The sequence below is a fragment of the Trichlorobacter thiogenes genome (assembly GCF_900167465.1).
GTDB classification, from domain to species: Bacteria; Desulfobacterota; Desulfuromonadia; order Geobacterales; family Pseudopelobacteraceae; genus Trichlorobacter; species Trichlorobacter thiogenes.
The window spans coordinates 43,417-66,934 of record NZ_FUWR01000016.1 but is presented as its reverse complement, the minus strand read 5'-3'; the positions used below and the strand labels follow the sequence as shown (position 1 = coordinate 66,934).

Below are 23,518 nucleotides of genomic sequence, written 5' to 3'. Positions count from 1 at the left end.
TGTAAATTACGATAACATGCCTAGTTTGCTTGGTATGTGTATATTATTTATTATTACTATTGATAAAATTTTAAATTACGATAAAAGGGATCAAAGTTGTAATTTAAACCATTACCGAAGGAGGAGTCATGAGCATCCGTAACAGAGTGATTGCGTCGTTGGTAACACTGTCTGCAGTATTCTCGCTAACTGGTTGTGAAACCGGACCGGAGGTTAAAAGCGAGACCCCACCAGCAATGACGGTTGCAGCTGCGAACAAGCAGGCAGCCAAACCAAAGCTCCCGCCTCTCCCCAAGGGTACCAGTGTTATTACCACCGATGAGGTCAAGGCACTGGTGGCTAAAGGTCCTGAAGCCGGTAATTACCTGATGTTTGACAGCCGTCCGGCAAGCCGTTTCCATGCAGGAACCATCCCGACCTCGCTGATGCTTCCCTCAGGCGAGATGGAGAAACTTGATAAGGAAGGCAAGTCCCATCCGATGCTGGGACCGGATAAGAACAAACTGTTGATCTTCTGGTGCGGCGGCCCCACCTGTCCGTTCTCACTCAAGGGGGGAGAGCTGGCTGTAAAATATGGCTACACCAATGTTAAAGTGTACTCTGGCGGAGATCCGGCCTGGACAAAAGCAGAACTGCCGTTTGTGGTCTCTCCCAAGTATGTCAAGGATGATAACATCCTGCTGCTTGATCTCCGCTCTGCGGACAAGTTTGCTGCCGGGCATATCCCCCGTGCCCTGAACCTGCCAGCTGCTGATCTTGGTAAGTATAATGAAGAGAACTGGCCTTCATTCAAGGGCGCTCCAATTGTGTTCTACACTGACAACCAGGCTGATATTGACAAGGCCCTGGAGCTGATGCGGGATTATGGTCTGTCCAAGGCGACTTATTTTAAGGGCGGTGTTGAAGCATGGCAAAAGCTGGGTAATCAGGTTGAGTCAGGCCCCAAACCGGCACCGACCAAGCTGACGTTTGTCCGCAAACCTAATCCACAGGATGTCAGCATTGCTGATTTCAATAAACTGGTGAATGACCCGAACGTGGTGATCCTTGACGTTCGTGGTGATGCTGAGCGGGTTGGTGGAGGATTCAAAGGGGCACTGCATATCCCGTTTGAGCAGATTGCTACTCGCTATACCGAGATACCTAAAGATAAGACCGTTGTGATCCATTGCGCCACAGGTATCCGCTCCAGCATTGCCTATGAAACACTGAAGGCTAAAGGATTTACTAACCTGAAGGTTCTGAATGCAAACGTTAAGTTTGACAATGGTAACTGCAAGATTACAGAATAAGTACAAATACAACTGGTTGTGGTTGATAAACGGGGCGGAGCAATCCACCCCGTTTATCATGAGCGCCTGTAATGAGAAGGTTGCTCAATCAGTAGAGAGCCTGATTGAATGCCCTTGATATGACTGGACAGCACCGATCCTGACGGCAAAAACCCCTTTTTCTGCTGCTTCGTGCAGATAGTTTTCCGCATTCTCGGGTGCAAAGGCAATCATGAGCCCCCCCGATGTCTGAGGGTCAAACAAAGGCAGAATACGGTCCGTATCTTGTTCACAAGCACTGACCTTAGGTTGGCAATAACTACGATTCTGGTAACAACCGGCCGGGATCATACCGTTTGCAATCTGATCAAGCACCCCTGCCATCAGCGGTATGGACAACAACTGCAACTCTATGGTCACACCTGCTCCCAGTGCCATTTCGCAGGCATGACCGATCAAGCCGAATCCGGTAACATCGGTACAGGCTGATGGCCGATGAGGCAGCATCAGTTCAGCCGCATTGCGATTCAACAGCGACATCCAGCGGACTACCTCCTGCTCCTGCTGTGCTGTTGCGCAGTACCTCTGCCGGGTGAACCGTACCGGTTACCGACAGACCGTACTTGATCTCGGTATCCTCAACCGTATGTCCGCCGACAAGACAACAGCCAGCTTCATTGAGCGCATCCTGTCCCCCTGCCAGCACTTCTCCCAGAATAGCGGGTTCAAGACTACAGGCAGGGAAAAAGGCGATATTCATGGCGGTCAGCGGCGTTCCGCCCATGGCGTAGATATCCGACAGGGCATTGACAGCGGCGATCCTGCCAAAGGCCCGGGGATCATCGGCAGGTGGAGTAATGACGTCGCAACTTTCCACCAGTGCAATCTCCGGTGTAAGATAATAGACTCCTCCGCCATCAGAGGTCTCCGGTCCCACGATCAGGCGTGTATCTTCAGGGCGTACAAGCCCCGACAATGCTGCGGCAAGGCCCTCCGGGCCCAGTTTGGCAGCTCAGCCGGCAGCTTTGACCGTTTGAGTAAGTTTAATCTTTTTGTGTGTCATGCTTTTGTCTCACAATAAAGAAACCCCGTGCTGGTTGACACGGGGTTGGTTGATTTTCGCCCGCCGAGGCCCGGCAGGCTAACTTCGGCACCCTTCTTTGCAGTGGGAAACCGGACGAATTCTGAAGCGCTCAATCCACATGGTGAAACCCTCCTTTCGGCTTGAATAGACTAACCTGCAGTATTTAATTCTACTTTTTTCTATGGCAGGGGTAGCAGGATTCGAACCTGCGATGACGGAGTCAGAGTCCGTTGCCTTACCACTTGGCGACACCCCATCAAAGTAATCCACAGTTGTTTATGGTGGACCAGGTAGGGTTCGAACCTACGACCTGACGATTAAGAGTCGCCTGCTCTACCAACTGAGCTACTAGTCCATTTTAGTTTACTGTAAATTCAACTTTCGCAGCATATTTGTTTTGACGATTTTGTCAATCGTATTTTACGCTAACACTCATTATTGTAAGCGATGCTCCTGCTATGTAAATGTTAAATCCTGATGACTGAATCTGCCTGCATAAGGCTTTCAACGGTGGTGAACATATTGGTTACCGTACCAGCCTTAAGTTGTTCCTTGCGGTTGAAGTAGTCGAGACAGAGGCCGCAGGAGAGGATTTCAACACCGCGACCAGCCAGTGCTTCCAGGGCTTCCAGCACTTCCGACCCTTCAGTGGTAAGGAAAACAGCACTGTTGATAAATAGCATCCGCCGGGGCAGTTCCTCCATATCAAGCAGCGTGATGATAAAGTTTTTCATCAACAACCTGCCGAACTCATCCGGGCCGTCACCCATCTGGTCAGAGCAGATTAAAATCACCTTTGTCCCACGGTTTTGCTGTTCATCAGCAACCGGGCAGGTTGAGCCATCACGGTAAATGGTGAGAGAGATTCCGCCTTCAGTCGGTTGATCATCTACCAGGTAGCCGCGACTTTTGGCAAAGCGGGTAACGTTTTCCTGTGCGGCACCAGCGTCTACCAGTACCTGAACAGGTTTGTCGCCGTCCTCTTCCAATGCCTTTTTTGTTGCAAGTACCGGAGCAGGACAGGCCATGTTGCGACAATCGATTAGCTTCATCTGGTGGTCCTCCTTGAAATATACCTGATTGACAGGATGTGCCTTATTAAGATCATGAATCTGCTTGCTTTTTTACTTTGCCATACAAAGCCGGTATCAGGGCAAACAGTCCCAGCAGGGCAAAGGAGCCCAGCACCCGGGGGGAAGCGATGTCAGACAGGCTGTTAATGGTGGCCAGACTTGCCCCGGCATTAACAAAGACAAACCCGCCCGGGATGATGCCAAAGAAGGTGCCCAGTACAAAGGTGCGTAAGGGCAGACGGGTTAGTCCAGCTGCAAGGTTGATCAGGAAGAACGGGAAAACAGGGACAAGTCTTAAGAACAACAGGTAGTTGATACCCCGTTCTTCAAGTTCTTTGTTAATGGTTTCCAGCTTGCTGCCAAAGCGGTTGAGCACCGCCTCACGCAGCAGATAGCGGGTAATCAGAAAGGAGAGGGTGGCGCCGATGGAGGCGGCAGTGACGGCATAGGTGGTACCCAGTAACGGGCCAAAGACCGCTCCGGCTGATAGCGAGAGAATTACTGCCCCAGGCAGTGCCAGGGCGGTCTGGATGATGTAGATAACCATGAAGGCAGCAACCATCAGCAGGGTATGATCTGCATAAAAGGCCAGTAACAGTTGCCGATTGGCTTTCAGGCTTTCAAGGGTCAGAAAACGGCCAAGATCCAGGTAAAAGAACAGGGCCACCGTGGCCAGGCCGATCATGATCAGGATGATTTTTTTGCTATTCACAGGGCTCTCCGAACAGGAGTGGATTCAAAGGGGATTCGCAACAGGCGCCAGAACCCCAGTTCTTGCTGGTTACGGTATTCATGCAGTCCGATAGTCATGCCGGTGTGACCTTCTTTGGGCTGATCCCGGTAGGTACCCAGCAGGCGATCCCACCAGGGCTGGCTGAAGCCGAAGTTACTGTCAGTTTCCTTTGGAATCACCGAGTGATGTACCCGATGCATATCAGGGGTAATCAAGACAAGACGCAACCAGCGATCAATCGACAAGGGAATGGCCAGATTGGCATGATTAAACATTGAGGTGGCATTCAGGATAACCTCAAACAGCAGCACGGTTAGCGGCGAAATGCCGAATATCAGTACCGCAGCCATTTTGATCAGCAGCGAAAGGGCAATTTCAAGCGGATGGAAACGGGTGCCGCTTGAAACATCCAGATCAAGGTCCGTATGGTGCATCCGGTGCAGACGCCAGAGCAGCGGAATCCGGTGAAACAGGCGATGCTGCAGATAGATTATCAGATCAAGAATCAGCAGGCCTGCAATCAGTTCCGGCCAGCCTGTTACCGTAATCAAATTGAAAAGTCCCCAGCTGTTTGCCTGCGCCGTGGCGGCCAGGGTTATTGGCAGAACCGGGAAAAGCAGGCGCACCACCAGAGAATCGGTCACAATAATGCCGATATTTGCCAGCCAGCGCCTGTTTTTAGCAACCCTGAGCGGACGGCGGGGCCAGAACAGCTCTGCCAGCGCAAGCAGGCAAAACAGGCCAACAAACAGAGATAGTCTGATGGTCTCTGGAGAGGTGGGCAGCTGTAGCATCAGCGCCTCTGCCATGCAAGCCAGCCTGACAAAAGCTTCTTTGCAAATGGCGTCAGGCGGGTGCGGTTGTAGGTATCAGCCAATTTTTTGATGGCTTCTGCCTGGGTCGGGTAGGGGTGGATGGTTTTGGCAATGGCGCCCAGTCCCAAACCGCTGGTCATGGCCAGGGTAAACTCATTGATCATCTCACCGGCATGACGGGCCACAATGGTTGCCCCTAGTATCCTGTCTGTGCCTTTGCGGAGGTAAACCCTGGCAAACCCTTCTGTTTCGCCATCCAACACAGCGCGGTCAACCTCAGTAAGCGGGATGGTCAGGGTTGTTACGCTGATCCCCTGGGCTGTTGCATCCTGTTCATACATCCCCACATGGGCTATCTCCGGGTCAGTATAGGTACACCAGGGAATAATCAGGCCTGATGTTTTCTGCCTTCCCTTAAACAGGGCGTTGGCCAGCAGGATGCGAGCCTGGGCATCGGCCAGATGGGTAAATTTGTAGGCAGAGCAGATATCTCCGGCAGCATAAATGTTTGCGTTAGTGGTCTGCAGCCGGTCATTGACCTTTACGCCGTTTGTATCAAACGCAACTCCGGCTGTCTGCAGCTCAAGTCCTTCTGTATTTGTAGTGCGCCCAACGCCAACCAGAATCTGGTCAGCAGCAATCTGAATCTGCTGACCATCTCGCTCCAGATGTACCACTCTGCCGGTGTCTTGTTTTTCAACCTTAAGAATCTTTACACCCAGCTGGAGATCAATCCCTTCACGGACAAAGGTGTTCTGCAAAATTTCGGTAGCATCGTGGTCTTCCCGGCCAAGAATAGTCGGGGAGAGATCAATCAGAGTGACCTTACTGCCAAAGCGGGAAAAGGTCTGGGCCAGCTCGCAGCCGATCGGTCCGGCACCGATTATTGCCAGGCGTGGTGGCAGCTCAGTCAGCGAGAATATCGTTTCATTGGTCAGGTAGCCTGTTTCAGGCAGACCGGGTATTGGTGGTGCAGCAGCCCGTGCCCCGCTGCAGATGGCAGCTTTTTTAAACTTCAACCGGGTACCAGCCACCTCCACCCAGTCTGGCGCAACGAATCTAGCGTCACCAATAAAAACATCCACGCCAAGTTCATTGCGGAACCGTCTGGCTGAGTCATGTTGACTGATATCAGCCCGTAGCCGCCTCATCCGTTCCATGGCAGCAGCAAAGTCAAACCCAACTGAATCACCACCCAGTACACCAGATGCTGAAGCGGTGCGTGCATCATGCACAGCCCGGGCAGCACGGATCAGTGCCTTTGAGGGCACACAGCCTGTGTTCAGGCAATCGCCTCCCATCAGGTTGCGCTCGATCAGGGCCACCTTTGCTCCCAATCCGGCTGCACCGGCAGCGCAGATCAGACCGGCTGTTCCAGCACCGATCACCACCAGATTGTAGCATCCTGCAGGCGTGGGGTTGACCCAGCCTGCAGGATGCACGTTCTCTGAAAGTTGCTGATTCTCAGCAGTATCCGGCAGGATCAGGGACATCAGGGAGCCTTGACAAACTGCATGGCTGCCGAGTTCATGCAGTAACGCAGTCCGGTCGGCTTGGGGCCATCATTAAAGACATGGCCCAGGTGAGCATCACAGCGACTGCAGACCACCTCGGTCCGCCGCGTAAACAGGCTGTTATCCGGTTTCTCAGTTACATTTTCCGCTGCCACCGGTTGCCAGAAACTGGGCCAGCCGGTACCGGAATCAAATTTATGTTCTGAACTGAACAGGTCATTGCCGCAACCGATGCAGCGATAGATCCCCTTGTCATGGGTGTTCCAGGTTGCTCCACTAAAGGGAGCTTCAGTGCCTTTTTCGCGGGTGACATTGTATTGTTGGGGCGTCAGCAGTTTTTTCCATTCCTCTTCAGTCTTGATCACCTTGTCGCTCATGATGTACCCCTTGCTGGCAACGGAATAGAGTTTAATGGATTTGGCAGGTTCTGAGCCTGTCTTTGCAGTCGAAGTAGTGTTGTTGCTGCAGGCCAGCAACAGGGTGAGAAGCATTGTTCCAATCAAAAGTGCCGTGCTTTTCATGGCGTTACCTCTTTCTGTCAATGTCCGGCAGCAGTGCCCCATAGTTCTTTCAGGCGTTTGTCCCGGCCGCAGTTTGAACGGTAAAAGCGATATCTGATCGGGTTTTTCTTGTAATACTGTCGATGGTATTCCTCTGCAGCATAAAACCTGCTGGCAGGCACAATCTCAGTCACCACCGGTTCTTTAAACCGCTTGATCTTGCTTATATCTTCCTTTGATGCAAGGGCCAGCGTGCGTTGTTGGTCGGATAGATAGAATATTGCTGGCCGGTACTGATTACCGATATCGCAAAACTGACGATCAGCCTTGGTGGGGTCGATATTGCGCCAGAATACCTGTAGCAGCTTTTCATAACTGGTTTTGGTCGGGTCAAAGATGATCTCAACCGCTTCAGTATGACCGGTACCACCGGCTGAGACTTCCTGATAGGTGGGATTCAGTTTGGTGCCACCAGTGTAGCCGGGCATGACTGACAGGACACCAGGCAGGCTGTCAAAGGGTTGCTCCATGCACCAGAAGCAGCCCCCGGCAAAGATCGCTTTTTCAACTGGCGCTGCAGTTGCCGTGGTGCTGTGTAAACAGCCAATGACGATCAGGCAGATAAGGATGCTACGGTAGATGGTCTTCCACACGACAGGCCTCCTGTATATTTGATCAAACAGGTAGACATTATACCACAAAATGCTAGCGGGTTGTCGAGAGGGTGATATCACCATACCAGGCAGTGGCTTCAGCTCCGGTATTGTCGGTATCGGTCATGATGGCAATGGCGCCTGCGTCGGGGGGATCTTCACCAAATACACGGCGGAAGTCAGCCAGGATATCCCGTTCTTCAGATACCCATTGACCAGCCTTTGACTGGCCTGATTCAACGGCAATCAGCAGTGCGTTTGAGGTGAAGGCGTTGGGGACAAATTCACCTTTGGGCAGCTTGTTGGCCCAGATGTAATTCAAGGCCCGCATCTGCCAGAAGAACCGTCCAGGAAAGACCACATAGACCCTGGCAGCATAGTCATCACCCTGTTTGGTCTTCTCATTACCTTGGGCTATGGTGTTGGCTATCTTCCAGTTCCACTTGAGATAGCGATGGTTAACCGGACTGAATTTAAGCTTTTTTGACAGACCTGAAGCAGCAGCTTTGGCATGGGCCTTCAGGACGGTACGACCATTTTCCTGTACCAGGCTATAGTCGGTGGTTCCTTTAAAACTTTTGGTTTCCCACCCTTTCAGTCCATCGGTTGCAAAGCGGGATACGGCTATTTCTTCGGCTAATGCGGGAAAATGTGTCAAAAGAACAGACAAAACAATCAAAGCCATTTTTTTAACGCAAAGACGCAGAGGCGCAAAGAAATTCAGAACTGTTTTGAGATAAAAAGACAGAATCGAATATATTTTAAAAACAAGCTGGCTATAATTTCTGGTGTTAATTGCTACAAAATTTTTTTCTCTGTGTCTTTGCGTCTCTGCGTTAAAGGTTTTAACAATCATGTCAGTCTCGTAAATTTTAATTTCAGTCGATTGAACCAGCGCCGGGCCGATGAAAGCGGTTTAAATGAAAAATCTGTGTTGTTGGTCAAAAGGTCAACAACATGGCCAGATGGTGTTGCTGCCCTAAGGGTATCAGTGCAGGCGGCACAAGATGAAATAACCGGACGTCCGGCAGCCTCGGTTGCGACAATCCTGGACTCCTGTCTGATTGTGCCGGGTACGCATCCTTCCACCATGCCACCCTGACCGCAACAGCGGGTGGTTTGGCCATGGGAGGAAAGTTCTTCAATACGGTAGCCACAGGATTGGACCAGTTGACGGACAGCTGTCTGTTGGGCTACATCAAAGCGGGCAGGGCAGGGGTCATGAATGGTGACCAGACGGTTCTGGTTTTGATCGTCTGGTAACGGTGCTGAAGAGACCAAAACCTCATACACACTAACTACTTCAAACTGTTCACCATACTTTCGTAAAACCTTGCTGCAGCCTGGGCAGGCAGTAAGAATACGGGTGATCCCTTTGTTTTTCAGTCGTGTTGAGAAACGCTCAAAAAGGGCAGTAAACCGTTCGGTTAATCCCAGGTCATGGGATATCTTGCCACAGCAATCCAGTACCAGTCCCGTGGTCGGCTCAATCTTGCGCAGACGTTTGAACAGCTCTTGTACTGCATCAGGTCTGGTGCCGGGCAACGAACAGCCAGGGAAAAAGACCGTGCTGCAGCCAGCAGGAATCAGGTCGCGCTGGAAGAACAGAGATGTCCCCAGTTTCTCATAGCTAAGCCACGGTGCGTATGCCTTCAGATCAACCAGGCCGCGTAATACCGCTTCCTGGCGCATGCTATGGAACATGCCAGAAGGAGAAAGCTGTTCCGGGCAGACCGCATCACACAGGCCGCACAGAGAACAGCCATAGGCTGCAAGCAGGTTGCTGTCGGTAGTACCTCGCTGTGCCAGAGCAAGCGGTGTACCCTGCTGTTGTAGAAAAGAGCAAGGACGCACACATTCCCCGCAGGAGGTGCAGTTGGCGGCCATCTCAATCATGGCCCCCACGGCTATTTGTGGCTGATTTTTCTTCAGTTTAACGGCCTTTTACAAACAGTTCTTTGTAGGGCCACTCATGAATGCCACCTTCAAGAATCTGCATCCGCTCCTCAGAGATACCTTTTGACTCAAGGTAGTTGTAGCTGTTTTTAGCGCCTGATTTACCACGGGGGCAAACCACCACAACCGGATCTTTTGAGCTCTTGATAACTGCAAGTGCCTTGTCCAGATGGGCCTTTTCATCATCAGTCTTGCCAGGAAAGGCGTTGGTTTCAATGGAACCGGGCAGATGCTGCTTTTCAAAATCAGCAGCAGGCTGAATATCCACCAGAATCACCGGTTTCTTTTTGTCCAGCAGCTCTTTAAGTTCCTGTGGTTCAATGTAGTTGGCAGCCAGGGCAACCGTGGCAGAGGCGATGGTCAGAACCAGAGACAGGACAATTTTTTTCAACATGGGTGATTCTCCTTTGTATTCAAAAAAGTGAATATGTTTGATACCAATTTGTATGCTTGCCTGGCAAATAGATAATCTGGTAGAAATGCGTTAGATTTAATCGATTATTTCAATAGGTGGCCCTATGACACTGAAACAGTTGGAAGTATTTTTGGCCGTTGCCGATACCCGCAGCTTTTCAAAGGGGGGTGAGGCGGTCAGTCTGGCCCAGTCCACTGCCAGCCAGCATATCCGGGCATTGGAGGATGAGCTTAATGTGCGACTCTTTGATCGTTCTGCAAGTCAGGTGGCGCTGACAGAGGTTGGGCGGCTTTTTTACGATCATGCTGTTCGGATCTGTCGTCAATGCGTTGAGGCTACTGAAGCGATCAGGCGGTTTCAAGGGCTTGAACAGGCAACCTTACGGGTAGGGGCCAGCACTATTCCGGCTGCTTTTCTTATTCCTGATATGCTGGGGCGTTTCAGCGCTGCATGGCCAGGTGTCCGGCTTGAGCTGCAACAGGGTGACACCCGTGAGGTGCTGCGTCTTTTGCAGGATGAACTGGTTGAGCTGGCGGTGGTGGGCGGACAGATTGATGATGACAGCATCAGTATGCAGGAGGTGATGACTGAACGGATTGTGTTGGTTGTTAAACCAGAACAGTACCCTGAAACATCGATAGGACTTGATCAGCTGACACAGTTGCCGTTGGTGATTCGTGAGTCTGGCTCTGGCACCCGCACCGCGGTTGATATTGCACTTCAAAAAAATGGTATTGATCCGCGACAACTCAGGGTGGTTGCCCAGCTCGGCAGTAGTGAGGCGGTCCGTCGCGCTGTGCTCAGTGGGGCAGGGGCTGCCTTTGTGTCAACCCTTGCGGTGGGACATGAGCTGTTAAACGGAACCTTGAAGGAGTTGGTGGTACAAGGACTGGAGATCAATCGCAGTTTTTATCTGGCCTGGCGTAAGGGGAAGAGTCTGTCACCAGCTGCGTTGGAGTTTATGGAGTGCGTGAAGCAGCGTTAGTAAACCCCTTTGCTATTCAGGAAAGGACCGTACTGCTGATCAACGTTTTTAGTGTGTGAAATCAGCCAATCAAGCAGAAATTGCATCAGGTTCTGTTGCATAGCTGCGGGGCTGTCATGAAATTCAGCCTGCAGATGAGCAAATCTGCTCAGAATATGTTGGTGGGCCTGTTGATGCTCTTCAAGGTGAGGATAGTCGTGCTGTTTTAGTAACATCTCTTCTGCCTGAAAGTGGTAGTTGGTATATTCATCAAGTTGTTTCAGGGCATGTTTGACAGACTGATCTCCTTTTCCGGACTTGAAGGCCCTATGTAGCTGATTAATAATGGCGACCAGTTGGTGGTGGTCATCATCAAACCGCTGTACCCCGACAGTCAGAATTTTATTGCAGCTGATCAGTCCCATGGTTTAGCTGGCCATCCTTTTTAATTGGATAGTTATGTCTTCTGCAGTTGTTGGCCTGCCCAACAGGTAGCCTTGTATGATTTCACACCCTGATTTTTGCAGGGCTGCAAGCTGTGCCTTCGTTTCTACCCCTTCTGCCACTACTTTAAGTTTCAGGCTGTGGGCCATGGCAATAATGGCAACCACAATCGCCAGATCACTATCGCTGCGGTTCATGTTCCAGACAAAGGATCGATCAATCTTTAAGGCATCGATCGGAAAACGATGCAGATAAGAAAGTGATGAGTACCCGGTACCAAAGTCATCAATGGCGATTGTAATTCCCAGTTGCTTAAGGTCATTCAGAGTTTCTTCAGCATGCTGATCGTTTTCTATCAACATGGATTCTGTCAGTTCAAGTTCAAGTAGGTGAGCCGGCAGCCCTGTCTCTTTTAAGGCATGCTGCACCATGATTGGTGCGTTGTTTCGTTTCAGGCTGTAGGCGGAAAGATTCACCGCGACGCTGATGGGGAAGCTGCTGGTTTCATACCAAATTTTTGCCTGTTTGCACGCAGTCCTTAACACCCATTCCGTGATGGCTTGAATAGCCCCGGATTCTTCTGCCAGCGGTATGAATCGGGCGGGTGGGATCAGGCCACGTTCCGGGTGCTGCCAGCGAATAAGTGCTTCAACCCCGATCATTCCTCCTGTTTGTGCATCAAATTTGGGTTGGTACATCAGATGCAGCTGATGCAGGTCAAGCGCTTTGCGTAAATCTGCCTGCAGTGCTACCCGTTCGCTGGCCTGCTGGTTCATCTCTTTGTTATACAGGCGGTAGGCGTTTTTACCATCTGCCTTGGCATGGTACATGGCGATGTCTGCATTCATAAGCAGCGTATCAATGGTGTCACCATCATCGGGGAAAAGGGTGATACCGATGCTGCAGGTTATAAAAACCTGCTGGCCATCAAGGCTATAGGGGATTTCAAACAGATCAAGCAGCTTTTGGGCCATTCTACAGGCATAGTGCTGTGATCGTATGTTTTGGGCAAAGATGGTGAATTCATCTCCACCCAGGCGGGCAACAGTATCGCAGTCTCGTAATACCAGCTCCATTCTGCTTGCAACCTGCTGTAAAAGCAGGTCTCCGGTGCGGTGTCCAAGGGTGTCGTTTATATCTTTAAATCTGTCCAGATCAAGAAAGATTACTGCAATAAGCTGCTCAGACCGTAACGCAAGGTTCATTGCCTGTTGTAAACGGTCATGGAACAGTACCCGGTTTGGCAAACGGGTCAGCGTGTCAAAGTGGGCTAATTCCTGCAGGTGTTCCTGCCGCTGCCGCAGTACCAGATTGCGCTCTTCAATCTCCTGCAGCATTTCATTAAAGCCATCATACAGTTGCCCTATCTCATCGCTCCCCGGTTTATCGGCACGTAGAGAAAAATCCTTGGTTTCTGAAACCAGGCGCATGGTATTGAGCAGATCCAGAATCGGTAGCGAGATGATTGTTTGCATGCGAACTGATAGCAGGTAGGCGGCACCTGCCGCCAGGCTCAGCACCAGTATTGCCGATAGTATGGTGCTGAGCAGTCGGCTCTTTAATTCATGCATATCTGCAAACAGTACAATGGTGCCTATTGTCTGACCATCAAGTTGAATTGGTGCAACCATGCTGAACCGTTCTGATAGTTGAAAGAGCGGGTTGCTATTCAGCTGTATCTGGTCCAAAATTTTCTGATAGTCTGCAGGGGAGCTGTTCCGGTCTAGTTGCTCAAAAGGTAAATCCTTTGGTTTGACGTTTGAAGCAATGTACCGGCTAAAGATGGTAGCATCGGTTTTGAGCACGTAGGCGGCAATAATATCGGTTTTAACCGTTAGAGATAACATGGTGTCAAGGGCTGACTGCGGGTCATTAAAGGTTACTGACGATGCGACGTTTTTACCGAGAATGTCTGCCAAAGAAGCAAGGTCTTTGCGTTGTGTGCTGATGATATCGTTTGCCTCTTTGACGACAAAAATCAGGGTGGTTGCCATGAGCACAAGTCCGCAGGTGAGCATGATTAATAGCATCAGCTTGCGGCGGATGGAGGTATTGGCAAGGTATGTCAAAATAGTCCGTTTCATGGTGATTCGGTCACAATCTGGGCCAGCTTCAGTAGTTGTGCACTGATCCGTAAGCGATGGCGCTGGGCTGCGGCCTGGTTGATCTCAAACCTGATTTTCCCCTGTTGCAGAACAAATCCCACCACCCCGCCGCTGCGGGCAAAACCTTTTGAATCGGCAACGGTTAAAATCGGAGCAGTGCGCGTTTTCTCCAGTAAACCAGCACGTGAGGCCTGTTCAAGGTCGCTCAGTATCAGCACCTCGCAGCCTGAAGTGTTAGGAGGTGAAGACAGTTGTTGTATCGTGATGATCCTGTTTTTTACTGTTTTCCCCTGTAAGCTGCCCATAGCACTGCCAAGCGGTCCCTTGCCTGCAACGCAGATGGTCATTTGAGCTGCCTGCCCTGGAAGGTTGTCGTCTGGCCAATCCATGAAACGGAGCATGTTATAGGTCATGGCAGCTTTAATCTGGTATTCATCCGGCTCCTGCGCTGACGCGGTTGGAGTCTGCACCAGCAGACTGGCAAACAGCAGCAGGCTGATCAGCGGATATGTCAAGCAGGTGCTGGACATGGCGGGTTCAAAATCTCCAGGTTACTTTGCCGTAGACAGAGCGTGGAACTTCCGAGGCAGTGGTATTGATAAATTCCGGGATATATTCAGGATGTCGTTTCTGGAAAAGATTCTGACCAACCAGCGCAAGTTCCAGCTGCTTTACCGGTTTCCAGGCCAGACGAATATCCATGGTGATGTAGCCGGGGATTGCTATCTGATCGATGTAGGCTACCCGGTCAACTGCCCGTAGCCAGAAATCCAGTTCGACCTGTTTGCCCAGATCAAAGCCGGAACGGATTGATCCCTGATGTCGGGGCGATCCACCCGCAAGGTCGCTGCGGTTGATTTCGGCAATGGGTTCGCCGCTACCCTGGTCAAGATACATAATGGCACAGAGATAGCTGTAGGTTGCCTGCAGGCGCCACCAGTCCAGTGGTTTCCAGTTGGCAGACAGCTCTGCGCCATAGGTATGGCCATGCATGGTGTTGGATAGGTTAAACGGTTGCACGATGGAGCTGGCGCCAAGATAGGGAGATCCGCTTAGTGGAACCCGGAGTTTATCGTACTGGTTTACAAACAGGGCAAGATCCAGGGATATGCGTGGGCCTGGTGTTGTGCGGTAGCCAAGTTCATAGGCAATAACGGTCTCTGACTTGAATCCGTTGGTGCCATTTATCTCAAGCTGTGCTGGACCGGGTAGTGTTTGAAAGCGGTATTGGATTTCACGATCCCCCCGTGACGGGGTGCGTACAGCTCTGGAGACTGAGGCCCAGAGGCTGTGCTTCTGGCTTGGACTCCACAGCAGCCGGGCATTGGGTTGAACCTCAAAACCGGTATAGTCGTTATGTTCCAGGCGTGTCCCCAGAATCAGGCTGAGACGATCAGGAACAAGGGCAATCTCGTCATGGATAAAACCACTGAACAGATTCGCCCCTTTGGTTGGCTGGTTAAAGGCGATATAGGGAGAATTTGACAGGTTGTCGTAGCTGTAACGATATCCCAAGCCCCAGATGATATCCTGTCGTTTGCCGAGTTGAAAACGGTGCTGCAGATCAAGATCAACGGTGTTACGGGTTTCCCCAAGTTCAATCATGCTGCGCCGGTAATGGTCGTAGTACCATTGCAACGTAATACTATCGGTATCGGATAGTGTGCGCTGCCAGCGAGAGAGCAGATTAAAACCGCTGGTGGTCGCAAAACTCTGCTGGACCTGGGGGATTCCCGGATTGGATAGGTTGTAGAGGGTATAGGTTTCGTCGTAGGAGCCGGAGAAAACATCACCCTGAATGGTCAAACTGTCTTTGTCATCAAGCTGGCTGTCGAGTCGGAATCCAGCAGAGCCGTTCTGCCATGCATCGTTGGCAGCACTACCATTGCTAGACTGTCCGGCAGCATGGTTTGAATAATTTCCGTAGACCTTCATGTCAGAGCTGTCACTGAGGTTTTTACCGTAGCCCAGGGTGACAAAACCTTTTTCAGCACTGCCCATACCGGCGGAGATCATCCCGCCGTTACTGTCAGAGCTGTGTTTGGTAATGATATTAATTACCCCGTTGACCGCATTGGCGCCCCACAGAGCAGCACCAGGTCCACGAATAACCTCAATCCGTTCAATATCTTCAAGCGGTGTGGTCTGGTGTTCCCAGTACACACCAGAGAAGAGTGGGGTATAGATGCTGCGGCCATCCTTCAACACCAGTAGTTTATTGGCAAAACGGCCATTAAAGCCGCGGATGGAAACCGCCCATTTGTTTGCATCTATCCGTGCAACCTGCACTCCCGGTACCATTCGTAACAGATCAGGGATGTTGGTAGCGCCTGATCGGCGGATATCCTCATGGGAAATTACAAAGGCAGCAGCAGCGGCGTTTGCCAGTTTCTGGGGCTTTTTTGAAACCGATGTCACTGAAATCTCCATGAGTGCTTCAAGGGACAGCTCAGTTAAATCGTTGGCAGCATGGGCAATGGCAGGCGCAGAGAGAAAGGAACCGAAAATGGCACAAGCGAGAATTGGTCTGAACGTAGGTGTTAAGGGAATAACATGCATGTGTTTTTCCTCTACCGTACAGATGTTGATTAAAGCCCTATACCAGAAACTTACCCTTTCGCAAGGTGAGCTTAATTTTTTTCTTGTGACACCCTTGGTGGCTTCTCATTCGTTCGCGTGCAACCATTGACATTCACAAATAGAAATTGTATACACTATACACTTTATTCTGCCCCATATGTACGCTAAGTACCTATCAAAACAAGGAGGATGTACGAATGATCGAAGCATATCTGGCCCATGAAGCCGAGCGTGCAGCACAGGGTATCCCTGCACTGCCCCTGACCCCTGAGCAAACCGCTGGTCTGTGTGAACTGCTGGTTAACCCACCTGCTGGTAAAGAGGCGTTCCTGCTTAACCTGTTGAAGGAGCGTGTTTCCCCAGGCGTTGACCCTGCTGCAAAAGTAAAGGCAGAGTTCCTGGCCGCTATCCTGAATGGCAGCAAGAAGTCTCCGCTGGTTTCCAAGATCGATGCCGTTCGTATCCTGGGCACTATGATGGGTGGCTATAACGTTAACCCGCTGGTTGATGCCCTGAAGGATGCTGAGCTGGCTGATGAAGCTGCCTGCGCCCTGTCCGGCATGACCCTGGTATATGATGGCTTTGATCAGGTTGTTGCCCTGTCTGCCTCCAACGCTGCTGCAAAAAAAGTTCTGACCTCTTGGGCAAATGCCGAGTGGTTCACCAACAAGCCCGGCGTACCTGAGACCATCAAGGTTAAGGTATTCAAGGTTGAAGGCGAGATCAACACAGACGACTTCTCACCTGCCGGTGACGCATGGAGCCGTCCTGATATCCCACTGCATGCCCTGGCAATGGGCAAGACCCGCTTCCCCAACCGTCTGAAGGATATTGCTGACTGGCGTGCTGCCGGTAATCAGGTTGCCTTTGTTGGTGACGTGGTTGGTACCGGTTCTTCCCGTAAGTCTGCCTGTAACTCAGTGCTGTGGCACATGGGCCAGGATATCCCCTGCGTACCCAACAAGAAGACTGCCGGTGTGATCATCGGCGGCGTTATCGCCCCGATCTTCTTCAACACTGCCCAGGATTCAGGCGCACTGCCGATCAAGGCTGACGTAACCAAGATGAACGACGGTGACGTGATCACCATCAACACCGTTAAGGGCGAGATCAGCAACGCTGCTGGCGAAGTTATCTCCACCTTCAAACTGGCTCCTAACACCATTGCTGACGAGTTCCGCGCTGGTGGCCGTATTCCTCTGATCATTGGCCGTGCAGTAACCGAGAAGGCCCGCAAGGCACTGGGCATGGGCGATACCGATGTCTTCACCCTGCCGGTTAACCCTGTTGCCAAGGCTGATCAAGGCTACTCCCTGGCTCAGAAGATGGTTGGTAAGGCCTGCGGCGTTACCGGCATCCTGCCGGGCACTGCTTGCGAGCCAAAGATGACCACCGTTGGTTCACAGGACACCACCGGCCCAATGACCGCTGATGAGCTGAAGGAACTGGCCTGCCTCAAGTTCCTGTCCCCGATGTTCATGCAGTCCTTCTGCCACACCGCTGCCTATCCGAAGCCAGCTGACGTCAAGATGCACAAGACCCTGCCTGCCTTCATTGCAGAGCGTGGCGGCGTTGCTCTGAAGCCGGGCGATGGTGTTATCCACTCCTGGTTGAACCGTCTGCTGCTGCCTGACACCGTTGGTACCGGTGGTGACTCCCACACCCGTTTCCCGATCGGTATTTCCTTCCCGGCCGGTTCCGGTCTGGTTGCCTTTGCTGGCGCCATGGGCTTCATGCCGCTGGATATGCCTGAGTCTGTTCTGGTTCGTTTCAAGGGTAAATTCAACCCCGGCATCACCCTGCGTGACGCGGTTAACGCAATCCCTTACTGGGCAATCAAGCAAGGCCTGCTGACCGTGCCCAAGAAGAACAAGATCAACATCTTTAACGGCCGCATTCTGGAGATGGAAGGTCTGCCTGAGCTGACTGTTGAGCAGGGCTTTGAGCTGACTGATGCTGCTGCCGAGCGTTCCGCTGCCGCAGGTTGCATCCAGCTTTCCAAAGAGTCAGTTGCCACCTATCTGCGTTCCAACGTGGCCCTGATGAAGAAGATGATTGCTGAAGGTTATCAGGATCCCCAGACCCTGCAGAACCGGATTGACGCCGTCAATGAGTGGCTGAAGAATCCGCAACTGCTTGAGGCTGACAAGAATGCCGAGTACGCTGCTGTGATCGAGATTGATCTGGCTGAAATCACCGAGCCGATCCTGGCCTGCCCCAACGACCCGGATGATGTCAAGTTGCTGTCAGAAGTTGCCGGCACCCCGATCAACGATGTCTTCATCGGTTCCTGTATGACTAACATCGGCCACTTCCGCGCTGCTGCAGAGATCTGGAAGGGTGAGAAGTTCAACCCGAACGTCCGTACCTGGATCACCCCGCCAACCCGTATGGATAGCGACCTGCTGAAGGATGAAGCTGTGTTCTCTGTTTACAGTGCATTCGGTGCACGGATTGAGATCGCTGGTTGCTCACTCTGCATGGGTAACCAGGCACGGGTACCGGATGGCGTGAACATGTTCTCCACCTCTACCCGTAACTTCGACGACCGGATCGGTAATGGCGCCAAGGTATTCCTGGGCTCCGCTGAACTGGGCGCAGTATCTGCAAAAATGGGCAAGCTGCCTACACCGGCAGAGTTCCTGGCCATCTACAACGAGAAGGTTGCTCCTAATAAGGATAAAATCTATCGTTACCTGCAGTTTGATACAATGGACGGCTACAAGTAGTCTGCTGCACCATGCTGGAAAAACAACGGCCCGTCGGAGATTCCGGCGGGCCGTTGTGCGTTTACAAACAAAAAATGTCGTAGTCTTATTCAAAACGCAGATCATCAAAATTGATATGCCCCCATCCGCCGCTTGAGATATCAACCAGCCTGATCTGGGCTGACCTGCCGATATAGGAAGCAACATTAAGGCGGACCCGCTCCATGGTTTCCGTACATTTCCCTGTGGCTTTTTGCACAACCCTGCCATCAACCAGAATCTCTACACGCTCAGTATTTATATCGCAGCCACCGCCGATCAGGAAGCTGATAGACGAGGTTCTGATGGTAAAGGGTTGCGATACTAAGGTGCCTTGGGGGCCATCACCCTGAACCGCTCCAGCCGGATCATTGGGGGTCGGGCGCTTTTCATATCCACCAATCCAGTAGTTACCCTCATGGTGCGAAGGTTGGCCGCGGTGGCGGGCGGTTGGATTGTCGCCATAGGTTGGCTGGTACGCAAATGCATTACCGGTAGTTTCCCAGCCCCGTAAATCACCAGACTCAAAATTCCATGTAATCCCCGTGTTATTACCGGTTAAAGGTGGCGCTGACTGATCAAAGCTGATGGATACAATATCTTCAGTGTTTACCGGGACATCAATAGTCCTGCCATCCCTCAGGTTGATCTTCATCGCTGCCATTGCTGTGGTTATACTGCCCGCAATACAGGCTACGATTACAAGGGCTCTCCAGATTCCTTTGTGCATGATGACCTCCTTAAAAAATAGTGTAGTAACTTTGTAGCACATAATTGGGGAAATAAAAGTCGGACATAAACGTGATGGCTGGTTGTGTATACGGCGCGCGCGCGCCAACTATCTGCACTGACAGGCTAAAAAAGAGTTGCAGCCACCTTTGCCCCTGTGGTATAAACTTTCCCTTGCCAACGCACCTGTTTACTAGCTTAACTGTCCTATATAAGAGGGGTTTTTATGACAAAAGCAGACATTGTTGAACGTATCCATCAAAAGATCGGCCTATCCAAAAAAGAGTCAGCTGAAATGGTTGAGCAGGTCTTTGGTATCATGAAAAGCACTCTGGAAGCTGGCGAGAAGATCAAAATTGCCGGTTTTGGTAATTTTGTTGTCAAACAAAAGGCTGACCGGCGTGGACGTAATCCGCAAACAGGTGATGCAATTACCATTTCTGCCCGTCGTATCCTTACCTTTAAGCCCAGCCAGGTTCTCAAGTGCGGCATTAACGACGAAGAAGAATAAGCCGGTTAACGGAGTAGGGCATGCAATCCGTCATTCCGGATAAAACCTACTTTAAGATTGGTGAAGTAGCACGACTTGCCGATATCAAAACATCGGTACTCAGGTTCTGGGAAACTGAATTCTCTTTTTTGAATCCTGAAAAAAGTTCTGCAGGCCAACGTCTCTATACCAAACAGGATATTGAGATGGTGCAGCAGATCAAGCAGCTGCTGTACCAGGAAAAATATACAATAGAAGGCGTACGCAAGAAATTTTCCCCTCGTAAAACCGCATCAGCCAGACAACAACAGTCACCTCCTGCAGATCTTTCCACGGACCTGCAGACATTACTCAGGTTGGTACGACAGGAATTGCAAGCTATTCGTGCCATACTCTAAATCCTTTCTGGTGTAAGAGCCTCGAATAAATATATTCGAGGCTCTTTTGTACCCAGGTGCCTGTCTGCTCTCCCTTTCCGCCTTGCAGCCCGGTAGTATAATGCTTTAAACTAGTAGTGTATTCTGGAACGGCTATACAATGAAGTATCGCTTGGAGCGTGTGATCATGCCTGAAATGAATCAAGAACCGGATAGCTGGTTTGCGCCAGCAGGCAGAGCCTCAGAGCATGACCTGCAGCATGAAAAAGAGACCGTTGCCAAAAGCGAACTGTTGCAAACGCTTTTGGATGCAATGCCGGATCTTTTGCTCATATTGAATGAATACCGTCAGGTCGTGGCGGTTAATCAGCGTTTACTGAAAACATTTGATGTTGTTGATCCTGAATCGTTGCTGGGTTTGCGTCCAGGTGAGGCCGTTGGTTGTGTACATGCAGCTGAAGGACCTAACGGCTGTGGTACCGCGCCACATTGCATGGTCTGCGGCGCTGTGCTGGCAATATTGGCCAGCCAGGACAACAATGCTCCGCAGCATGGCGAATGTCGACTCATGCTTGACAAGGACGGCTGTACGGCCCTTGATCTGGATGTTCTGGCTACACCGGTAACCATAGGCAACGAACACTTTACCGTGCTTGTGCTTAAGGACATCAGTTCCGAGAAGAGGCGACAAGTTATGGAACGGGTCTTTTTTCACGATATTCTTAACAGCGCTGGCGGTATTCGTGGACTGGCGGCGCTGTTACAGGACGGCACGACACCTACTGCAGAACAGGAGTATAAGGGTTGGATGGTCAACCTGGCCGATAACCTGATAGAAGAGATCAACCACCAGCGCCGCCTGCTGGATGCAGAACGCGGCAGCTATGTGCCGACCTTTGAACAGGTTGATATCCGGGAGTTATTACATCATGTGTATCAACTGTATGAAAATCACGAACGGACACCTGGCAGGAATCTTGTGCTTATAGAAGGCACTTCCAGCGCCCTATCCACTGACCGCTCATTGTTGCGGCGTATTATTGGTAACATGGTGCTGAACGCCCTGGAGGCATCTGCACCAGGTGATACGGTGACGATCAGGGCTGAATCAACGGTTGACAAAGTTTACATTTATGTGTCAAATCCCGGCGAAATCCCGCCTGACGTACAGTTAAGCCTGTTCAAACGTTCTTTTAGTACCAAGGAAAGACAGGGCAGGGGGCTGGGCACTTACAGTATGAAGCTGTTTGGTGAACGCTACCTGCGAGGAAAAGTGGATTTCAGGTCATCTGATGGCCTGACGGTGTTTTCAATTGGGCTGCCGTTGTACGCAACGGGGCAATCAACGGCGATTGTCGATGCAGGCACACAAACAGATCTAACTACCGGAGGCAACCATGAGCACACTGTTTAGAAATCTTACGATGCGTTGGAAGTTCACCATTTTCGGGATCTTGGCAACGCTCCTGCTGCTGGTTGCCGTTATTCAGTCCTATCGTGGTATGCGGGCCACCGAAGATCGCGTTGATCTGTTTGTGGAAAAATATCAGGCTGTGGCCTTTATCGTCAGTGAGATGCATACCCAAGGCATTCAGGCAGAGCAGGCGATTCGTAACGTAATCCTGAACCCGTCTGATGAAAAGGCGATGGCTAACTACAAAAAGGCTAATGAAGAATTTCTTGAATCCCACAAAAACGCCTCTGCTCTTGCCAAATCTATTGGCAAGTACGAACAGTCTTTGGCTAAGCTGACACCACTCTGGCAGGAAAATAGCGGTGTCAAGGATGAGATTATTACTCTGGCCCGCTCTGGTAATCAGCCTGCAGCCATTGAAATGCTGGCCAAGCAGGAAACCCCAAAATGGCGTGAGATCAAGGCCCAGATCGTAGATATTCAAAAGGCCATGAAAAAGGATATGGCTGCCCTGAGAAAAGAGATGGATAAAAAGAATGAAAACAACCTGCTTGTAACCGTTGCCATTCTGGGTGCAGCTGTTGTGCTCATCAACATCTTCCTGCTGGTCTTCTGGCGACTGCTGCAGACCTCGCTTGATTCCATGGTGCATCGTCTGAAAGATATCGCCTCCGGCGAGGGAGACCTTACGCAACGTCTGGAAGTACTGGGAAAAGATGAACTAGCCCAGACCGCCCATTGGCTGAATGAGTTTATTGAGAAGTTAAACCGTACCCTGGTTAGCGTTTCCAGCACCACTGTGACCCTTGCCTCAGCCACCTATGAGCTGAACAGCACTGCAGACCAGATGGCCACCAGCGCTGAAGAGGTGTCAGCCCAGGCCATGACTGTGGCAACCGCCAGTGAAGAGATGGCAGCCACCAGCAATGATATTGCCAGCAACTGTCATGCAGCAGCTGAAAGTGCTCAACATGCTGCCAACACCACAGAAAAAGGTTTTCAGGTGGTCAAGCATACGGTGGATGGCATCATCCAGCGTGGAGAGCGAACCAAGGAAAACGCCCTGGCTATTTCTTCCCTGGGAGAACGTTCAGATCAGATTGGTGCCATTGTTTCCACCATCGAGGACATTGCTGACCAGACCAACCTGCTGGCCCTGAACGCTGCCATTGAAGCGGCACGGGCCGGTGAAATGGGGCGTGGTTTTGCTGTGGTTGCTGATGAGGTGCGGGCTTTGGCAGAGCGGACCACTCGGGCCACCAAAGAGATCAGTGAAATGATTCGCGCCATCCAGCAGGAAACCCGGCAGGCGATTGTTTCCATGGAAGAAGGGGTGCGTGGCACTGAAAAAGGTGCTGCAGAGGCAGCCCAGCTTGAATCAGCCCTGCAGGAGATCCTGAGCCAGGTGAATGCGGTGACCATGCAGGTCAGCCAGATCGCCACAGCAGCAGAAGAACAGACCGCCACCACCAGTGAAATAACCAACAATATACATAAGATTTCAGAGGTTATCGAGGGTACCTCCAAAGGGGCCTGTGACACTGCTTCTGCAGCAGATAGTCTTTCCCAGCTTGGTGACGAACTGAAACGCCTGATGGGACAGTTTAAGTTAAGCTAGACCGCTTTACCCGCTAGATATTCGTTCGTTTACAAG

At 51.2% G+C, this 23,518-nt stretch carries 21 protein-coding genes, 1 tRNA gene and 1 pseudogene; 7 read left to right on the top strand and 16 right to left on the bottom strand.

Annotated elements, in window-relative coordinates:
- The first annotated feature begins 128 nt into the window (after positions 1-128).
- On the top strand, positions 129-1,292 hold the full coding sequence (locus tag B5D39_RS13025; RefSeq protein ID WP_078790895.1) for a rhodanese-like domain-containing protein: 1,164 nt from the start codon (positions 129-131) through the stop codon (positions 1,290-1,292).
- An 84-nt stretch (positions 1,293-1,376) separates the two neighbouring features.
- Here the strand turns inward: B5D39_RS13025 and selD are convergent.
- The 11 genes and pseudogenes from selD to B5D39_RS12965 form a co-directional block, all read right to left on the bottom strand.
- A pseudogene (gene selD, locus B5D39_RS13020) lies at positions 1,377-2,334 on the bottom strand (selenide, water dikinase SelD).
- Positions 2,335-2,634: 300 nt separating this feature from the next.
- Positions 2,635-2,710: transfer RNA gene (locus B5D39_RS13010), tRNA-Lys, on the bottom strand.
- 112 nt (positions 2,711-2,822) lie between these two features.
- Complete coding sequence (gene yedF, locus B5D39_RS13005; RefSeq protein WP_078790894.1) at positions 2,823-3,407, bottom strand: sulfurtransferase-like selenium metabolism protein YedF; 585 nt, start codon at positions 3,405-3,407, stop codon at positions 2,823-2,825.
- Positions 3,408-3,459: 52 nt separating this feature from the next.
- Positions 3,460-4,140 (bottom strand): TVP38/TMEM64 family protein, encoded by a 681-nt coding sequence (locus B5D39_RS13000; protein WP_078790893.1) that lies wholly within the window; start codon positions 4,138-4,140, stop codon positions 3,460-3,462.
- Entirely contained in the window at positions 4,137-4,970 is an 834-nt protein-coding gene (locus B5D39_RS12995) for a sterol desaturase family protein (RefSeq protein ID WP_244161414.1), read from the bottom strand. The genes B5D39_RS13000 and B5D39_RS12995 overlap by 4 nt, the downstream gene beginning before the upstream one ends.
- The gene (locus B5D39_RS12990; RefSeq protein ID WP_078790892.1) at positions 4,955-6,469 is read right to left on the bottom strand and encodes a mercuric reductase; all 1,515 of its coding nucleotides are present in this window, start codon (positions 6,467-6,469) and stop codon (positions 4,955-4,957) included. Before B5D39_RS12990 ends, B5D39_RS12995 begins: the two co-directional genes overlap by 16 nt.
- Positions 6,469-7,011: a peptide-methionine (R)-S-oxide reductase MsrB gene (gene msrB / locus B5D39_RS12985; protein ID WP_078790891.1), complete on the bottom strand. Its 543-nt coding sequence runs from the start codon at positions 7,009-7,011 to the stop codon at positions 6,469-6,471. The genes B5D39_RS12990 and msrB overlap by 1 nt, the downstream gene beginning before the upstream one ends.
- 17 nt (positions 7,012-7,028) lie before the next feature.
- A complete protein-coding gene (msrA, locus tag B5D39_RS12980; RefSeq protein WP_341865460.1) occupies positions 7,029-7,598 on the bottom strand; it encodes a peptide-methionine (S)-S-oxide reductase MsrA in 570 nt (189 codons plus the stop codon).
- A 97-nt stretch (positions 7,599-7,695) separates the two neighbouring features.
- Positions 7,696-8,301 (bottom strand): DUF3047 domain-containing protein, encoded by a 606-nt coding sequence (locus B5D39_RS12975; protein WP_244161412.1) that lies wholly within the window; start codon positions 8,299-8,301, stop codon positions 7,696-7,698.
- Between the two features lie 194 nt (positions 8,302-8,495).
- Entirely contained in the window at positions 8,496-9,539 is a 1,044-nt protein-coding gene (locus B5D39_RS12970; protein WP_078790889.1) for a heterodisulfide reductase-related iron-sulfur binding cluster, read from the bottom strand.
- Positions 9,540-9,576: 37 nt separating this feature from the next.
- Positions 9,577-9,993, bottom strand: a complete 417-nt coding sequence (locus tag B5D39_RS12965; RefSeq protein ID WP_078790888.1) for a rhodanese-like domain-containing protein — start codon at positions 9,991-9,993, stop codon at positions 9,577-9,579.
- Positions 9,994-10,117: 124 nt separating this feature from the next.
- Between B5D39_RS12965 and B5D39_RS12960 the strand changes: the two genes are divergently transcribed.
- Positions 10,118-10,999, top strand: a complete 882-nt coding sequence (locus B5D39_RS12960; protein ID WP_078790887.1) for a selenium metabolism-associated LysR family transcriptional regulator — start codon at positions 10,118-10,120, stop codon at positions 10,997-10,999.
- Here B5D39_RS12960 and B5D39_RS12955 read toward each other — a convergent pair.
- Genes B5D39_RS12955 through B5D39_RS12940 form a run of 4 tightly spaced genes read right to left on the bottom strand, consistent with a single transcriptional unit; the run spans position 10,996 to position 16,086 of the window.
- Positions 10,996-11,403: a bacteriohemerythrin gene (locus tag B5D39_RS12955; protein WP_078790886.1), complete on the bottom strand. Its 408-nt coding sequence runs from the start codon at positions 11,401-11,403 to the stop codon at positions 10,996-10,998. The two genes, B5D39_RS12960 and B5D39_RS12955, sit on opposite strands and share 4 nt — an antisense overlap.
- Before the next feature lie 3 nt (positions 11,404-11,406).
- Positions 11,407-13,506, bottom strand: a complete 2,100-nt coding sequence (locus B5D39_RS12950; RefSeq protein WP_078790885.1) for a bifunctional diguanylate cyclase/phosphodiesterase — start codon at positions 13,504-13,506, stop codon at positions 11,407-11,409.
- Positions 13,503-14,057: a YfiR family protein gene (locus B5D39_RS12945; RefSeq protein ID WP_078790884.1), complete on the bottom strand. Its 555-nt coding sequence runs from the start codon at positions 14,055-14,057 to the stop codon at positions 13,503-13,505. The genes B5D39_RS12950 and B5D39_RS12945 overlap by 4 nt, the downstream gene beginning before the upstream one ends.
- 7 nt (positions 14,058-14,064) lie before the next feature.
- Positions 14,065-16,086 carry a TOL_0244 family TonB-dependent receptor gene (locus B5D39_RS12940; RefSeq protein ID WP_078790883.1) on the bottom strand — a complete coding sequence of 674 codons (2,022 nt, stop codon included), beginning with the start codon at positions 16,084-16,086 and terminating at the stop codon, positions 14,065-14,067.
- A 218-nt stretch (positions 16,087-16,304) separates the two neighbouring features.
- Here B5D39_RS12940 and acnB point away from each other — a divergent pair, with 218 nt between their 5' ends.
- On the top strand, positions 16,305-18,836 hold the full coding sequence (gene acnB, locus B5D39_RS12935) for a bifunctional aconitate hydratase 2/2-methylisocitrate dehydratase (RefSeq protein WP_078790882.1): 2,532 nt from the start codon (positions 16,305-16,307) through the stop codon (positions 18,834-18,836).
- Between the two features lie 85 nt (positions 18,837-18,921).
- Here acnB and B5D39_RS12930 read toward each other — a convergent pair whose 3' ends face one another.
- Entirely contained in the window at positions 18,922-19,584 is a 663-nt protein-coding gene (locus B5D39_RS12930; protein ID WP_078790881.1) for a hypothetical protein, read from the bottom strand.
- Between the two features lie 225 nt (positions 19,585-19,809).
- Between B5D39_RS12930 and B5D39_RS12925 the strand changes: the two genes are divergently transcribed.
- The 4 genes from B5D39_RS12925 (at position 19,810) to B5D39_RS12910 (ending at position 23,482) form a co-directional block, all read left to right on the top strand.
- Positions 19,810-20,094 carry an integration host factor subunit alpha gene (locus B5D39_RS12925; RefSeq protein WP_078790880.1) on the top strand — a complete coding sequence of 95 codons (285 nt, stop codon included), beginning with the start codon at positions 19,810-19,812 and terminating at the stop codon, positions 20,092-20,094.
- Positions 20,095-20,114: 20 nt separating this feature from the next.
- A complete protein-coding gene (locus B5D39_RS12920; RefSeq protein WP_078790879.1) occupies positions 20,115-20,471 on the top strand; it encodes a MerR family transcriptional regulator in 357 nt (118 codons plus the stop codon).
- 166 nt (positions 20,472-20,637) lie between these two features.
- Positions 20,638-21,864, top strand: a complete 1,227-nt coding sequence (locus B5D39_RS12915; RefSeq protein ID WP_078790899.1) for an ATP-binding protein — start codon at positions 20,638-20,640, stop codon at positions 21,862-21,864.
- On the top strand, positions 21,848-23,482 hold the full coding sequence (locus B5D39_RS12910) for a methyl-accepting chemotaxis protein (RefSeq protein WP_244161411.1): 1,635 nt from the start codon (positions 21,848-21,850) through the stop codon (positions 23,480-23,482). Before B5D39_RS12915 ends, B5D39_RS12910 begins: the two co-directional genes overlap by 17 nt.
- Positions 23,483-23,518 lie beyond the last annotated feature (36 nt).